Origin of the sequence: Streptosporangium amethystogenes subsp. fukuiense (assembly GCF_042665875.1) — a bacterium.
In the GTDB taxonomy this organism is placed as follows: domain Bacteria; phylum Actinomycetota; class Actinomycetes; order Streptosporangiales; family Streptosporangiaceae; genus Streptosporangium; species Streptosporangium fukuiense.
The window spans coordinates 9,906,660-9,921,607 of sequence record NZ_JBHTEE010000001.1 but is presented as its reverse complement, the minus strand read 5'-3'; the positions used below and the strand labels follow the sequence as shown (position 1 = coordinate 9,921,607).

At 69.7% G+C, this 14,948-nt stretch carries 12 protein-coding genes; 4 read left to right on the top strand and 8 right to left on the bottom strand.

Annotated features, from left to right (window positions below; genetic code table 11):
* Positions 1-48: 48 nt before the first annotated feature.
* The gene (locus ACFQVD_RS44065; RefSeq protein ID WP_343980223.1) at positions 49-1,350 is read right to left on the bottom strand and encodes an ABC transporter substrate-binding protein; all 1,302 of its coding nucleotides are present in this window, start codon (positions 1,348-1,350) and stop codon (positions 49-51) included.
* A gap of 601 nt (positions 1,351-1,951) precedes the next feature.
* Here ACFQVD_RS44065 and ACFQVD_RS44060 point away from each other — a divergent pair.
* Positions 1,952-2,326 carry an FKBP-type peptidyl-prolyl cis-trans isomerase gene (locus ACFQVD_RS44060; protein ID WP_343980220.1) on the top strand — a complete coding sequence of 125 codons (375 nt, stop codon included), beginning with the start codon at positions 1,952-1,954 and terminating at the stop codon, positions 2,324-2,326.
* 221 nt (positions 2,327-2,547) lie between these two features.
* Positions 2,548-4,074 (top strand): ATP-dependent DNA ligase, encoded by a 1,527-nt coding sequence (locus ACFQVD_RS44055; RefSeq protein WP_343980217.1) that lies wholly within the window; start codon positions 2,548-2,550, stop codon positions 4,072-4,074.
* Between the two features lie 21 nt (positions 4,075-4,095).
* Here the strand turns inward: ACFQVD_RS44055 and ACFQVD_RS44050 are convergent, their stop codons facing one another.
* Positions 4,096-4,686, bottom strand: a complete 591-nt coding sequence (locus tag ACFQVD_RS44050) for a DUF1707 and DUF4870 domain-containing protein (protein ID WP_343980213.1) — start codon at positions 4,684-4,686, stop codon at positions 4,096-4,098.
* 193 nt (positions 4,687-4,879) lie between these two features.
* Between ACFQVD_RS44050 and ACFQVD_RS44045 the strand changes: the two genes are divergently transcribed.
* On the top strand, positions 4,880-5,218 hold the full coding sequence (locus ACFQVD_RS44045) for a hypothetical protein (RefSeq protein ID WP_343980210.1): 339 nt from the start codon (positions 4,880-4,882) through the stop codon (positions 5,216-5,218).
* Here the strand turns inward: ACFQVD_RS44045 and ACFQVD_RS44040 are convergent.
* From ACFQVD_RS44040 to ACFQVD_RS44015, 6 genes are all read right to left on the bottom strand, one after another.
* Positions 5,185-6,366 carry a DUF4192 domain-containing protein gene (locus ACFQVD_RS44040; protein ID WP_343980206.1) on the bottom strand — a complete coding sequence of 394 codons (1,182 nt, stop codon included), beginning with the start codon at positions 6,364-6,366 and terminating at the stop codon, positions 5,185-5,187. The two genes, ACFQVD_RS44045 and ACFQVD_RS44040, sit on opposite strands and share 34 nt — an antisense overlap.
* A gap of 172 nt (positions 6,367-6,538) precedes the next feature.
* Complete coding sequence (locus tag ACFQVD_RS44035) at positions 6,539-7,312, bottom strand: EI24 domain-containing protein (RefSeq protein WP_343980204.1); 774 nt, start codon at positions 7,310-7,312, stop codon at positions 6,539-6,541.
* Positions 7,313-7,400: 88 nt separating this feature from the next.
* A complete protein-coding gene (locus ACFQVD_RS44030) occupies positions 7,401-7,994 on the bottom strand; it encodes a Maf family protein (RefSeq protein ID WP_343980201.1) in 594 nt (197 codons plus the stop codon).
* A gap of 113 nt (positions 7,995-8,107) precedes the next feature.
* Positions 8,108-10,114, bottom strand: a complete 2,007-nt coding sequence (gene ftsH / locus ACFQVD_RS44025) for an ATP-dependent zinc metalloprotease FtsH (protein WP_343980198.1) — start codon at positions 10,112-10,114, stop codon at positions 8,108-8,110.
* A gap of 229 nt (positions 10,115-10,343) precedes the next feature.
* The gene (locus ACFQVD_RS44020; protein WP_343980194.1) at positions 10,344-11,210 is read right to left on the bottom strand and encodes a hypothetical protein; all 867 of its coding nucleotides are present in this window, start codon (positions 11,208-11,210) and stop codon (positions 10,344-10,346) included.
* Positions 11,211-11,476: 266 nt separating this feature from the next.
* Positions 11,477-12,754, bottom strand: a complete 1,278-nt coding sequence (locus ACFQVD_RS44015) for an MFS transporter (RefSeq protein ID WP_343980191.1) — start codon at positions 12,752-12,754, stop codon at positions 11,477-11,479.
* Positions 12,755-13,105: 351 nt separating this feature from the next.
* On the opposite strand from ACFQVD_RS44015, the gene ACFQVD_RS44010 reads away from it, so the two are divergent.
* A complete protein-coding gene (locus tag ACFQVD_RS44010; RefSeq protein WP_343980188.1) occupies positions 13,106-14,842 on the top strand; it encodes an ABC transporter family substrate-binding protein in 1,737 nt (578 codons plus the stop codon).
* Positions 14,843-14,948: the final 106 nt, after the last annotated feature.

Sequence of the window (14,948 nt, the reverse complement as noted above, 5' to 3'; positions counted from 1 at the left end):
GGCAGGCAGGTGGCCGACCGGTGCGAGACCAGTCGGCCGAAGGGGCGGCTACTTGATCCTGCCGACGTCCTCGAGCGCCTGCTTCCAGGCCTCCTCGGGGTTCTGCTTGCCCTGGTCGACCCGCTGGAGACCGTCGCCGATCGCCTTCAGGACGTCACCGGCCTTGGGACCGACGGGCTGTGGTTTGAGCGCCTTGGCGGCATCGGTGAAGATCTTGCCGATCGGCGCGTTGCCGAAGTACGGGTTGACGTACTCGGACACCGCCGGGTCGTCGTACAGGGCGGGCAGCGAGGGCAGCGCGCTGGCCTCCTTGAAGAGCTTGATCTGGCTCTCCTTGCTGGTCAGCAGGTTGATCAGCTCCGCCGCCTCCTTGGGGTGCCTGCCCTGCTTGGGCAGCACCAGGTGGGTGCCGCCCTGGTTGCCGCCGCCACCGGGCACCGCGGCGATGTCCCAGGTGCCCTCACCGGGCTTCTGGTCCTTGATCGTGCCGGTCTTCCAGGCCGGGCAGACCATGGTGGCGAAGGTGCCCTTGGCGATTCCGGTGTTCCACGGCGGCGAGAAGGCCGCGAGGTTGGCGGAGAGACCGTTGTCGATCATCTTCACGCCCGTGTCGAACGCCTTGCGCACTTCGGGGTTGGTGGCGGCGACGATGTTGTACTGGGCGTCGTAGAACCCGACGGGGGCCTGCTCGACCATGGCACGGAAGTGCTCTCCGGGGCCGTCGGTGAACTTGGCGCCCTCCACCTTGGCCGCGACGAACTTCTTGCCCGTCTCGACGTAGGCGTCCCACGTGGGCCAGAGCGCCGACACCTCGTCGCGGTCCGTGGGCAGGCCGGCCTTCTTGAACAGGTCGGGGCGGTAACACATGGCCAGGCCGCCGACGTCGGTGCCCAGCCCGATGAGCGAGGAACCGTCGTTGGAGACGCCCAGGTTCCACTTCCAGTCGAGGTACTCGCTCTGGCGCGAGTCCAGACCGTACTCCTTGAGGTTGTGGAACTTGTCGGGCACGGGGGTGAAGGCACCGATGTAGCCGCCCTCGACCGCGACCACGTCCGCGGCACCCGCGCCGGTGGTGAGCTGCGTGATGAGGTTGGTGTGGTGGTCGTTGAACTGCGCGCGGCGCTCCACGATCTCCACGTTGGGGTGGGTCTTCTTGAACTCCTCGTACAGCGGCGCGAAGTGGAAGTCGCTGAACAGTCCGACGGTCAGCTTGATCTTCTCGGCCGGCCGGGAGGCCGCCCCACCGTCTGCGGTGGTACCGCCGCTGTCGCCGCCACAGGCGGTAAGGCCCAGGGCCAGGGCGGAGGCGGCGACCATCGGGGCGAGGAACCGGTGGCGTGACTTACGCATGGAACCCTCCTAGGGGCCTCATAAATGATCATGGAGAGAGCGCTCCCTGAGCAGATTGATGCCAACGGGGTTGCCTGTCAACGGCCCCTTCGAATGCCGACCTGAGCCCTGAAGTCGACTTTTCCCGGAAAGCACCCTCCCAGGCTTCGGGGCGTTTTCCCAGGTCAAACATGTTTAAGAGTTAGATTTAGCGGTGGATGGAGCGCTCCCACAAAGAAAGGTCACATTAAGGTCGCGTTTCCATCGTGTTCCGCGATGCCGCTCCGGACCCTTGACACTCCTTGCGGGCCGGGTCACTCTCTCAACCAGAGAGCGCTCCCCAACGACTCTCAACAGGGCTCCGCCCGTCGCCGGCCACCCGCGGCGTGGATGCCGCCGACTGTGGACCAGATGGACCAGGTGGCCCGACGACCCGTCCCGCCATGCCCACGCGCGCCGTTACTCCGGTGGTGAATCCCGTGCGCCTTGTCTCCACGGTCCCTCCCCGAAGGACGACGCGGGAGCCATCCCGCCCCCGTGGCTCTCGTGGCGGCGCCGGACCCCGTAGAGTCGTCCGGCCGGTCGGAAATCGACCGGCGTGTATCCAACCAAGGAGAACCACGTGGCACTGGAGAAGCCGGAGATCGACTTTCCGGAAGGCGCCCCGCCCTCGGAGCTGGAGATCGTCGACATCGTCGTAGGAGACGGCCCGGAGGCCAAGCCGGGGCACCAGGTCACCGTGCACTACGTCGGCGTGGCCTTCTCGACGGGCGAGGAGTTCGACGCGTCGTGGAACCGCGGCGACGCCTTCCAGTTCCCGCTGGGCGGGGGCCGGGTCATCGCGGGCTGGGACCAGGGCGTCGCGGGCATGAAGGTCGGCGGCCGTCGCCGTCTCACCATCCCGCCGCACCTCGGCTACGGCAACGCCGGTGCGGGTAACCGCATCAAGCCGGGCGAGACGCTCATCTTCGTCGTGGACCTGCTCGGCGTGAGCTGACGCCCGGGAGGCGGAACGGCTACCGGTGGGTGGGCGGCCCCCGTCACCGAAGGACTTCGGTGACGGGGGCCGCCCACCCCGCTCTCGCGCACGCTTCCGGGGAACACGACGGCTCCTCAGCTCCTCGCCATCGTGAACGACAGGGCCCCACGCTGCGATTCCGGTGAAAAGCAGGCCGCCCTCTCACCGAAATGTCGCTTACAGCTCTTAGGCTGGCCACTGTGTTGTTGATCGATCTCGCGCGCACCTCGGCGGCCGTGGCCGCCGGCTCCGCCCGGCGGGCGAAGACCGCTCATCTCGCGGAGCTGCTCGGCCGGGTCGAGCCGGATGAGGCGGAGATCGCCATCGCCTACCTCTCCGGAGAGCTGCCGCAGCGCAACGTCGGCGTGGGCTGGACGAGCCTGCAGGATCCGCCCGAGCCCCGGCTGGCCGCCACCGCCACCCTGCGCGAGGTCCACGACCTCCTCGACCGGATCAAGGCCCTGGCCGGTCCCGGCTCGCAGAGCGCACGCAGGGCGCTCGTCGCCGAGCTGTTCGGCGCCCTCACCCGCCAGGAACAGGTCTTCCTGTCACGCCTGCTCAGGGGCGAGCTGCGCCAAGGCGCGCTCGAAGGGGTGATGATCGAGGCCGTGGCGAAGGCGGCAGGGGTGCCGGCCGCCGAGGTCAGGCGGGCGCTGACGCTTCGCGGCTGGCTCCCCGCCGTCGGTGCCGCCGCCCTGTCAGGCGGGGTCGAGGCGCTGCGCGCCTTTCGCCTGGAGGTCTGCCGGCCGGTGTCGCCGATGCTGGCCCAGAGCGCCACCTCCGTCGCGACCGCGTTCGGCAAACTCGGCGGCCCGGTCGCCGTCGAGTGGAAGCTCGACGGGGTCAGGGTTCAGGCACACCGCTCCGGCGACCGGGTGTCCGTCTTCACCCGCGCCCTCGACGACATCACCACTCAGGTGCCCGAGCTGGTCGAGGCGGTGAGCGCCCTGCCCTCCAGCGACCTGGTTCTCGACGGCGAGGTCATCGCGCTACGCCCCGACGGCCGCCCCGAGCCCTTCCAGGTCACCTCCGGCCGCGTGTCCAGCCGCACCGACGTGCCGCGAGCCCGTGACAAGACCCCCTTGAGCGTCTTCTTCTTCGACGCGCTGCGGGTCGACGGCGCCGACCTGCTCGACCTGCCGGGCGCGGACCGTCACGCGGCCCTGGCCGCGGCCGTGCCCCCGGAGCTGGTGACCCCGCGCCTTGTCACCGGCGACGTCGTGGACGGCGAGGCGTTCTTCAAGGACGCGATCAGGGGCGGTCACGAGGGCGTGGTGGTCAAGTCGCTCCTGACGCCCTACGCCGCCGGAAGGCGCGGAGCAGGCTGGATCAAGGTGAAGCCCCGGCACACGCTCGACCTCGTCGTCCTGGCCGCCGAATGGGGCCATGGCCGCCGCGAGGGCAGGCTGTCCAACCTGCATCTGGGCGCCCGCGACCCGCGAAGTGGCGGGTTCGTCATGCTCGGCAAGACCTTCAAGGGCCTGACCGACGAGTTGCTCGCCTGGCAGACCGACCGCTTCCTCGGCATCGCCGAGGGCCCCACCGACGGCTGGACGGTCACCGTCCGCCCCGAGCTGGTCGTCGAGATCGCCTTCGACGGCGTGCAGCAGTCGAGCCGCTACCCCGGCGGCGTGGCTCTGCGCTTCGCCAGGGTCATCCGCTATCGCCCCGACAAGACGGCGGACCAGGCCGACACCGTCGACATGGTCCGCTCCCTCATGCTCTGACGCCTCCCGGCCTCCACCGGGTCACTTCACGAGGCGCAGCGTGAGGGGGTAGCGGAAGTCTCCGTCGCCCATCGCCGCGACGCCACCGATGACGGACAGCACCACGCCGCCGATCCAGAGCAGCGGCGTCAGGACGACGCCCACCACCGTGATCGCCAGCACGATGGTGGCCGCGATCAGCGTCAGCTGGAAGTTGAGAGCCTCCACCGCGTGTGCCCGGATGTAGGGCGAGGTCTTGCCCGCGGTGAGCATCAACACCAGCGGGCCGAGGATGGGCAGGCCGGCCAGTGGGAGCAGGTGCGCCGCCGCCGCGCCCAGACGCTCCGCTCCGGTGTCGCCGCCCCGCCTGCCGAGGTGCCCGCGGTGGCCGTACGCCGCCTGGGGTGTGACCGGCTGGAACACGGGCCGGACCGGCTGCGTGCCGTACAGCTCGTTCATGATCGGCATGAGGTCGCCGTGCACGCGGGCCGTCATCGCCCGCTCCAGCCTGTCGTCGAACTCGACTTTGTCGAGCCTTCCCTCCGTATAGGCGGCCTGGACGTGCTCGACCACCCGCTCACGATCCTGGTTGCTGACCCTGAGCTCCGCGTAACCGGGCCCGGGACCGCCCACCGGCACTCCCCCGTGCCACTGACCCGCCGATGCCGTTGTACCTGCCATGAGACCGATACCCTTTCGTCGCCTCTTCGACCTCAATGCTCGTCCAGATTGTCGGCCGGGTATATCAGGATGAACCCCTATAGGCCCCTGAAACCGACCCTTGGCCTTCCACCGCGGATCGAGCAGGAGAGGTATACAAAGAGACATGAGATGGCGAGATCGCTATGGGTTGAGGCGCAAGCGCGGGCCGAAAATCGCCAAGTTCGACCGCGACGCCACCGATGCCGACATCGAGGCGCTCATCGCCTTCGCGAAATCACGCCGGGGCGTGGAGTTCTACGTCGAGCCGGAGACATTCGCGACCGACACCACGGCGATGGCCGTCGCCGACGACGGCGAATGGACCCGGCGCCGGGTCGGCTCCCCCGCCGTGATCCGCAAGGTGGCCCGTGACCTGGCTCTGCCCGTCTACGACGTGCAGCTGACCGGCTATCCCCCCCGGATGAGGGCCTACAACGAGCGCCAGAAGCGCGCGGAGAGCTGAGCCAGGAACCCGGTGGTCGCATCGTGCGCGGGGCCACCGGGTTCTTCCAGCAATGCGGCCATCGGGAGCAGCCAGGCCATCTTGGGGCTGCCCATCTCCTGATCCAACTCCTCGGGGCTGGGCATCCTGTCGTTGAGGGCGTGTGGCGGGACCAGGTGGTGGATCGCGTGCATGAGCAGGTGAGCCATCGAGTATCCGGGATCGGCCTCGAGCGCCCGGGTGAGGGCGACGCCCGCCAGGGCGGAGTCACCCCGCCGCCAGGCGACCAGGCCGAGCAGCGAGGCGGCCGGGGGCACGAACCTCGGCTCCAGCCTCCGGGTGAGGTCGTGCCAGAGCTTGAGATGCGCGTCATGACCGTCGTCGGTGACCAGTGCCCACGCCTCGTCGCGAATTCTGATCACCGCCAGGTCGAGCCCCAGCCTGGCCGCCTGGTCGTCGTCGAGCCGACCGCCCGAGGCGCAGGTGGCGATCGCCTCGCGGACCCTGGCCACCCCCTCCGCGACGAACTCCACCGCTAGCTCGTCGGCGTCACGACATCCGGCGAGCCTGCCGCTCAACTCCGCCATGAGGCGGCCCGTCGCCTCCCGCATGGCCACCCGCGCGGACCCGGTGACCGGGTCGAGTGAGCGCTCCAGCGCCTGCCTGTCCGGCCACGCGACCAGTCCGTGCAGGATCGCCTCGGCCGCGACGACGGTGGCCCGCCGCTCGTACGGCACGCCTTCGACGGGACAGCAGTCCGTCCGCGCGCAGCCGTACGACCAGTAACGGCCGTCCTCCACCCGGAGCGCGTCGACGACGGTGAGACCACCTCCGCGGAACAGCGCGCCGGCCTCGTCGATGGCCGGGGTCACCAGCGGGCCCGGACCGTAGCCGACCATGACGACCTGCGTGACGTCCTCCTTCCGGAACAGCGGAACGATGCCGCCGAGGCCGCCGGACGCCAGGGGCAGGTCCCATCGGACGGTGAGGTGCAGCCTGCTCCTGGGCAGACCGCCCGTGAGGCCGATGACGACCAGGCTCTCCGCGGGATGGAACCCCAGCAGGTAGGGAACCGCGCCCAGGATGTCCTCGGTGGAGCCGAGCAGGAGCTGAGGCCGGGAAGCGGGCGGAAACGGGGACTCGGGCGAGTCCGGGCTCTCTGTTGTCATGGCCGGAAGCCTCCCGGACCCGCTCCCGTGTCCTTCGGCCCGAACTCCTTTCTGTGGACGGAACGTGCGACCGTCCACAGCCGGGCTGACCCCGATCACCGGTCCGCGGGGCCCACCGGACCGTCCCCCTCAGCACCGTCGCCCCTGCCCCGGGCGCTTTCTCAGGCGCCTCTCATCCCGTCCGCTCCGCCGGCAGGAGGATCGGGGTCAGGCGGGTGCGGACCATGATGGCCGCGCCGGCCACGGCGGGAGGCATCGCGATGATCGCGACGAACGGGACGAGGAAGAGCAGGAAGAGCAGGACCCCGAAGCCGAGCGCGGGGGCCTTGTTCGCGCGGAGCAGGCCGAAGCGGCTCTTGCGCGCCAGTCCCCTGCGTTCCAGGGCCAGTGCGGTCAGCTCGATCGTGAGGAAGAAACCGGAGACCAGGGCGCCCAGCACCGGAACCACCGTCTGCCCGAGCACCGGCACGAAGCCGAGGAAGAACAGCGGGATCGTGAACAGCAACAGCCAGCCGAGGGTGACCACGCTGTCCCTGATGGATCGGGGGATCGACTTCCACAGCGGGAGTTCGTACCCTGTCGGCACCTCCCCGTAGGTCTCCTCCACCTTCTCGGAGAGCTTCTCGTAGAAGGGGTCGCCCAGGATGAGGGTGATCGCCGTGAAGGTCACCACGGCCAGGACCACCCCCGCACCGAAGAGCGTCAGTCCGACCAGCGCGCGCAGCGCGGTCCGTGCCCCCTCACCCCACCCGTCGGCGAACGGCGTGCCCCACGCGGCGATGTCCAGCGCGTTCTTGCCGAGGAGGTAGAGGCCGACCGCGTAGAGGACGAACGCGATCAGCGCCGGGATCAGCCCGAACAGCCACCAGCGCGGATATCGCGCGACCCAGCGCAGTCCCTGGAAGAAGAACCCGATGCCGTCCAGAAAGGAGCGGAAATGACCCATGGCGGAAGATTATCGGGATCGGCCGTCAACCGGGACTGCTCCTCATCGCCCGGATGCCGGCGAAGCGGACGCGGACCGGGTCCGCGGGTCAGGCGCGCTGCCAGAGGCCGGGCACGGAGACGCCGAGCGCCGCGAAGAGGCGGCGGAGCAGGGGCAGGGAGATGCCCAGGACGTTGCCGTGGTCGCCGTCGATGCCGTCGACGAACCAGCCGCCGCGACCGTCCAGGGTGAAGGCCCCGGCCACCTGGAGGGGCTCGCCGGTGGCGACGTAGGCGGCGATCTCGTCGTCGGTGGCGGTGCCGAAACGCACGACCGTCGCGCCCACCTTCGCCACCTCGCGTCCGTCCGCGGCGTCGATCACGCAGTGGCCGGTGAGCAGACGGCCCTCGCGGCCGCGCATGCCCCGCCAGCGGGCGACCGCCTCCGCCGGGGAGGACGGCTTGCCGTAGGCCCGGCCGTCGAGCTCCAGCACCGAGTCGCAGCCGATGACCAGACCGTCGGTCAGGCTCTCGGCCACCACGGCCGCCTTCGCGCGGGCCAGCGCGAGGCAGAGTTCGCTCGGGCTGTCGGCGGTGACGGCCTCCTCGTCCACACCGCTGACGATCACTTTAGGATCGAGTCCGGCGCTGCGGAGCAGGGTGAGGCGGGCGGGGGACGCGGAGGCGAGAACGATCTGGGTCACGCCGATCGAGCCTAGCGCGGCTCCGGCCGTCCCCTCGCCGCGAGCGGAGGTCCTCACAGGCCGGGCGTCCGGTCAACGGCCGCGGGCAGCGCACCCGGGCGGCGGCTCGCAGGTCAGGCGCGGGGCGAGGGCGGGAGTCGCGGAGGCGGTCCCGGAGGGGGAGGTTCGGGGGCGGCGCCCTGCGGAAGGCCGGCCGCGGCGTACGCCTCCGCCTCGCCGAGGGTCTCGTGCTCCAACAGGGCCGCGACGATGCCGTCCAGGCGCTCACGGTTCTCCGCCAGGACCGCCAGGGCGACCTCGTAGCACTCGTCCACGATGCGCCGGACCTCCTGGTCCACCGCGGCGAGGGTGTCGGGGGCGGCGGCGGGCTGGCCGTCGCCGGCGCCGGGCAGCACGCTCAGCGGGCCGATCCTGGAGGACATGCCCCAGCGGCCGACCATGCCGCGGGCGATCACGGTGACCTGCTCCAGGTCGTTCTCCGAGCCGGTGGTGATCACCCCGTAGACGACCTGCTCCGCCGCCATGCCTCCGAGGGCACCGATGATCCGGTCGCGCAGGTATTTCTCGTCGTAGGCGTACTTGTCGGTGTCGGGCGTGGAGAGCGTGACACCGAGCGCCCGCCCACGCGGAATGATCGACACCTTCCTGACCGGGTCGGCGCCGGGCTGGAGCATACCGAGGAGCGCGTGGCCGGCCTCGTGGTAGGCGGTGCGTCTGCGCTCTTCCTGCGGGATCACGACGGCGCGGGCCGTGCCGAGCAGGATCTTCTCCAGCGCGTCGGCGAAATCGGGGGTGCGCACCCTGTCGTGGCCGCGCTTGGCGGCGAGCAGCGCCGCCTCGTTGACCAGGTTGGCCAGGTCAGCGCCCGTCATGCCGGGGGTGGTCCTGGCCAGCCGCTCCAGGTCCACGTCGGCGGCGAGCGGGACGCCCCTGCTGTGGACCCGGAGGATCGCCAGCCGGCCCTCGACATCCGGCACCGACACCACGACGGTACGGTCGAACCGGCCTGGACGGAGCAGCGCCGGGTCGAGGACCTCCGCCCGATTGGAGGCGGCGATCACGATGACGCCCTCGGAGCCGGTGAAGCCGTCCATCTCGGTGAGGATCTGGTTGAGAGTCTGCTCGCGCTCGTCGTGCCCACCGATGGTGCTGCCGCCGCGGACCCTGCCGATCGCGTCGATCTCGTCGATGAAGATGATCGACGGCGCGACCTTGCGGGCCTCGTCGAACAGCTCGCGCACCCGCGAGGCGCCGACCCCCACGATCATCTCGATGAACTCCGAGGCGCTCGCCGAGAAGAAGGGCACGTCCGCCTCGCCCGCCACGGCGCGGGCGAGGAGTGTCTTGCCGGTGCCCGGTGGCCCGGTGAGCAGTACCCCCTTGGGCAGCTTCGCCCCCAGTCTCCGGTACTTGTCGGGGTCCCTGAGGTAGTCGACCACCTCGGCCACCTCGTTCTCCACCTCGTCGATGCCCGCGACGTCGTCGAAGTCGACCCGGACCTTGGCCGGTTCCACCGGCTTGGCCGCCTTCGACCTGCCGAGGCCACCGAGTCCGCCGAGTCCGCCCATCCCGCCGCCCATCGCGGACGCCGAGCGCCGTATGAACCAGATCCACAGCCCCGCCAGCAGCAGGACCGGCAGCAGGGAGAGCAGCAGGTTGGACAGGAAACTCCGGCCGCCGACGGGCTCGGCCTTGATCTTCACGCCCGTCGCGGTGAGCTGCCGGTAGAGGGCGGCCTGGTCGGCGAAGACCGGTATCTCGGTGGAGAACCTGTCGTACTCGGCGTTGCCGCTGTCGGGGTCACGGGCGGGCTTTTTGAGGGTGCCCTGGATCGAGGTACCGGTGGCGTATATGTCCTTGACGTTCCCCGCCCGCACCTGATCGGTGAACTGGGTGTAGGAGATCGGCTCGGTGGCCTCGCCGAAGAACGAGGAGACGATGAAGAAGCCCGCGTAGACGATGAACATGGTCACCAGGAAACGCACCCAGTTGATCCGCGGGCGCTGCGGGGCGGGCGGCCCGTCGGGCAGTCCCTCGGACCGCCAGGGCTTGGATCCGCGCTGCTCGTCGGCCGTGTCCTGGTCAGGCCCCCTGCGCTCCCGAGACGCCGGTCGCTTCAAGACTTCCCCCTCGACGGCTGGGGGAGCCTGCCCGGTCGGACACCCGGGGCACCCGGCTCGGTCCGGGCTCTCGAACCGAGGCCGTCCTCCGCCTGCGCCCCGAACCCGGAACCTCGCGCCCGGCGAGCGGACGGGAGGCCGTCGCGTGTGGCGATGGAGCGGCTTGCCGTGAAATTCCCCCGAGTTTCACCAGATCACATAGATATGGCGGTTCCTGCCCAGATGGGGCTTACTTCAATCTGAGGGAGGAGACCGCGGTGTTGATATCGCGCCAGCGCCTGCCCTGGGTGTCGGGGATCGTCACGAAGAGCATCGCGGGCTTGGCGCCGGGAGCCTCGACCACGGCGACGGCGGCCATGGAGGAACGCGCCTTTTTCTTGATCTTGTACTTCACCCGGTAGGCGAGCAGCCAGCCGTCCTTGATCGGCTGCGAGGCGACCCACCCGATCCTGCTGCCCTTGGGGTGGTGGTTGAGTGTCCACCGGGCCGCCAGCAGCGCGGTGTCCTTCGCCTTCCGCTGCACCAGGATCGGCACCGGGCTGCTCACGAGCATCGCCCGGTGCGCGATCCCCTTCACCTTGGGCAGCACCTGCTTGGTGGAGAACGGCGACGCGCCGAAGACCTTCCAGGGCTTGCCGAAACGGATCAGCGACACCCCCGACCTGTCGTCCTCGATGCGGCGCTTGCTCTTGTACGCCTTGCCGGGGAGCCGGCCGAGCCGCTTGTCACGCGGCAGTTCGGGCACCCGGGGGTCGGCGAGGGCCGCGATGACGGCGCTGCGGTCAGGTGCCGGCTCCCAGCCCTCGGGTGAGGGGGACGGAGCGGCCGTCTCGGCAGGACTCTCCGACGGGGACGCCTGCTCCGACGCCGAGGCCGACACCGAGGCGGACGGCTCCGGCGAGGGTGGACCGGGCGAGGGTGGCGCGGCAGATGGCGCGGCGATCTGCCCCGTCTTTCCCCCGCCCGGTTGATCTGAGGAGCCCGAGGAGACGAAACCGACCACGGCCGCGACGGCGGCCAGGACCAGTGCGACGCCCACGGCCAGGATGCGGTAGATCACTCGCATCGGCAGGTCGCCGATACGGGACCGCTTCACCGGTGAGTCCGATGGTTTCGGGGAGCTCTTCACCACGATTTTCGGCAACTCCGACGTCTCCGCCTCGGCGGTCACATATGTCGGCGTGGGACCCGTCTCCCGGGTCCCCTGAGTCCCACCCAACCCATCGAGCACGATCGGGAGCGTACGACAAATCCGGTTTTCCCGTGCGGGATCCCCATCACACTTCGGGAACGAGTACCTTCCACACCGACCCACCCGGTGGCCGTGGCCTGGCCGCCCGTCCCCTCGGGACGGGGAGGAGATCAGACCTTCGAAGACGCCTGTTTCCTGGTGATGACCACCGACATGATCGCGGCGGCGAAGCAGAGCAACCCCGCGGCGTACCAGGCGAGATCGTAGGCGCCGAAGTGGTCACGGGTGACTCCCGCGGCGACCGCGGCGACCGCCGCGCCGATCTGGTGGGAGGCGAAGACCCAACCGAACACCACGGCCCCGTCGGGACCGTAGATCTGGCGGCACAGGGCGACGGTCGGCGGGACCGTGGCCACCCAGTCGAGGCCGTAGAAGATGATGAAGACCAGCATGCTGGGCTCGGCGGTGGCCCCGAACAGGCTTGGCAGGGCCATCAACGAAAGGCCCCGCAGCCCGTAGTAGGCACCGAGGAGGACGCGCGAGTCGATCTTGTCGCTCAACCACCCGGACGCCACAGTGCCGACCACGTCGAAGATCCCGACCAGCGCGAGCAGCCCGGCGGCGACCGGCTCGGCCATGCCGTGGTCGTGGGCGGCGGGGATGAAATGGGTGCCCACCAGGCCGTTGGTGCTCATCCCGCAGATCGCGAACCCCCCTGCGAGCAGCCAGAAGGGGCGCGTGCGCGCGGCGCTCCGCAGCACGCCGAGGGCCCGCGAGGCGGCACCACCGGTCCGCGCGGGCCGCACTGCCGGGGGTGCGGCCGGGTCGGCGCCCAGGGCCGTGGTGCCCACGTCCTGCGGCCGGTCACGCAGCAGGAACCAGACCAGGGGGACCACTGCCAGAGCCGCGACGGCGACCGTGACGGCGGCCGACCGCCAGCCGCTGTCGGCCGCCAGGTGCGCGAGGACGGGCAGGAAGACGAGTTGCCCGGTGGCGCCGCCCGCGGTGAGCACACCGGTGACGAGGCCGCGGTGGCGGACGAACCAGCGTTCGGTGAGGGTCGCGGCGAAGACCAGGGCCATCGAACCGGTGCCGAGGCCGACCAGGACACCCCAGCACAGGACGAGCTGCCAGGGGGCGTTCATCAGGATGGTCAACCCGCTGCCTGCGGCGACCAGCAGCAGGGCGTACGTCACGACCCTGCGCATTCCGAAACGGTCCATGAGCGCTGCCGCGAAGGGCGCGGTCAGCCCGTAGAGCATGAGGTTGACCGAGACGGCCAGCGAGATCGTGCCCCGGGACCAGCCGAACTCCTCCTGGAGCGGTGTGATCAGCACGCCGGGCGTCGCCCGGAACCCGGCCGCGCCGAGGATGGCCACGAACGCGACTCCCGCCACGATCCAGGCGCGGTGCAGCTTACGTTCGGGCGCCCGAAGAGTCGTTGTCATGCGCCCCATAATCGGGGGGCGAAACACTCCACGCGAGTGGCCTGAGTGCCAACATCCACAAGGATCGGGCCAGGTTCCCTCCGGAGTACCGCCGCTTTTCCCTGTGCGGGCGCCCTTCCGTACGCGGGCACACCGAGAGCTCGGTAAAGGCCATCTCACATACTGGGAGAATTCGCTCAAAGGTTCTGTTTTTTCTATTCTCGTCAACTGGGGGTCTCGCATCCGGCATGGTCACGGGGAGACGCGAGGCCGGTCTCCGGTCCCGCGCGGCCACCAGGGAGCGACGACACTCGCGCTCCGCGGGGCCGATACGGGACCGGCCGGAGAACGGGCGATCGAAGGAGTGGTGCCGTGTTCCACAGGCGAAGGTCGGCAGGGGTCCTGGCACTGCTGGCGTGCGGCTCGCTCCTGCTCGGCGCCTGCGCGAGCGCCGATCCGACGGACGACCCGACGGCATCGGGCTCGGAGCCGAGCCAACCGGCCGATACCATCGCCTACGCGTACGAACAGGAGTTCCACTCCTACAACAACAACACCACCGCCGAGAACGCCACGCGCAACGCGGCGCCCCTGCAGCGGGTGCTCACGGGTTTCTGGTTCTACGGTGACAAGGGCGCGATCGTCCCCGACAAGGACTTCGGAACCTACGAGAAGATCTCCGACGACCCGCTGAGCGTCAGGTACACCATCAACGCCAAGGCGGTCTGGTCCGACGGCACCCCCATCGACTGCGACGACGTCATGCTGTGGTGGGCCTTCCGGTCCGGCAAGGTCAAGGGCTTCGCCTCAGCCGACACCAACGGCGTCCAGGACACCGAGATCCCCGACTGCGAGAAGGGCGGCAAGGAGTTCACCCTGGTCTACGACAAGCCGTTCGCCGACTGGGTGGCCGGCGGCCCCGGCGCGACCGAGATGCTGCCGGCCCACGTGGTCGCCGAGCAGGACGGCCTGTCCGAGGAGGACTTCATCGCGGCGGTCAAGAACACCGACTCGAAGAAGCTCGCCGAGGGCATCAAGTTCTTCAACGACGGCTGGGTCTCCGAGGGCAGGCTGCCCGAGGCCAGGCTGATCCCCTCCTCGGGACCGTACAAGCTCTCCAAGCTGGACGCCGGGCAGCGGCTGACCCTCATCGCCAACGACAGGTGGTGGGGCACCCCCGCCGCGACTCCGACGATCGTCGAGCGTTTCATCACCCTCGACGAGCAGGCGCAGGCGCTGCAGAACCGCGAGGTCCAGATCGTCGAACCCCAGCCGGGACCCGAGGTGCTCAAGCAGTTGCAGTCCCTGCGGGGGGTGAAGGTCAGCGCCTCCGACAAGTACACCTACGAGCACCTGGACTTCAACTTCCACTCCAGCCCGTTCCGCGACAGAAGGTTGCGCGAGGCGTTCGCCAGATGCGTGCCCAGGCAGCTCATCGTCGACCATCTGATCAAGCCCGTCGCCCCTGCGGCCAGGCCCCTGCAGGTTCGCACCGTGGCCCCGTTCCAGGCCAACAGTGCCGCGGTCGTGGCCGCCAGCGGCAGCGCCGACGTGTACATGCGGCAGGACATCGCGGGGGCCAGGGAACTGCTGCGGAAAGCCGGCCAGACGGGGCTGGAGGTCAACATCGGCTACCAGACCCCGAACCCGCGCCGCACCGCGGCGGTGCAGCTCATCATCGACTCCTGCAACAAGGCCGGATTCAAGGTCGTCGACAAGGGCTCCGAGGATTTCCTGGGCACCGTGATGCCGACCAACGGCTACGACGTGGCGCTGTTCGCCTGGTCGGGTTCGGCCCTGGTCAGTGGCTGGGCCTCCAGCTTCACCTCGCCGCAGAAGTGCGACGCCCACAGCAAGGGCAACAACAACGGCTGCTACTCCAGCAGGCGGGTCGACCTCCTCATCAAGGAGTTGAACTCGACCGTCGACCTGGCCGCCCAGGACCCGATCATCGGTGAGATCGAGAAGCGGCTCTGGGACGACCTGGCCACCATCCCGCTGTTCCAGCATCCGGGACTCAGCGCGTGGGACGAGACGCTCCAGAACGTCGTCCCGAACCCCGCGCAGTCGACCATCACCTGGAACATGGACAAATGGCGCCTTTCCTAGAGTCTCCCCTCCTCACCGCCGCGGTCATGGATGGAGAGCCCCATATCTGTCACTAGATGACAGGTACGGGTGCCAGGGTGAGCACAAGAGCCGAGACTTCCAGAGG

Coding starts and splice junctions, on each gene's coding strand:
- ACFQVD_RS44015 (WP_343980191.1), bottom strand. CDS start 12,754: ATGACAACGACTCTTCGGGCGCCCGAACGTAAGCTGCACCGCGCCTGG.
- ACFQVD_RS44035 (WP_343980204.1), bottom strand. CDS start 7,312: ATGGGTCATTTCCGCTCCTTTCTGGACGGCATCGGGTTCTTCTTCCAG.
- ACFQVD_RS44040 (WP_343980206.1), bottom strand. CDS start 6,366: ATGACAACAGAGAGCCCGGACTCGCCCGAGTCCCCGTTTCCGCCCGCT.
- ACFQVD_RS44065 (WP_343980223.1), bottom strand. CDS start 1,350: ATGCGTAAGTCACGCCACCGGTTCCTCGCCCCGATGGTCGCCGCCTCC.
- ACFQVD_RS44045 (WP_343980210.1), top strand. CDS start 4,880: ATGAGATGGCGAGATCGCTATGGGTTGAGGCGCAAGCGCGGGCCGAAA.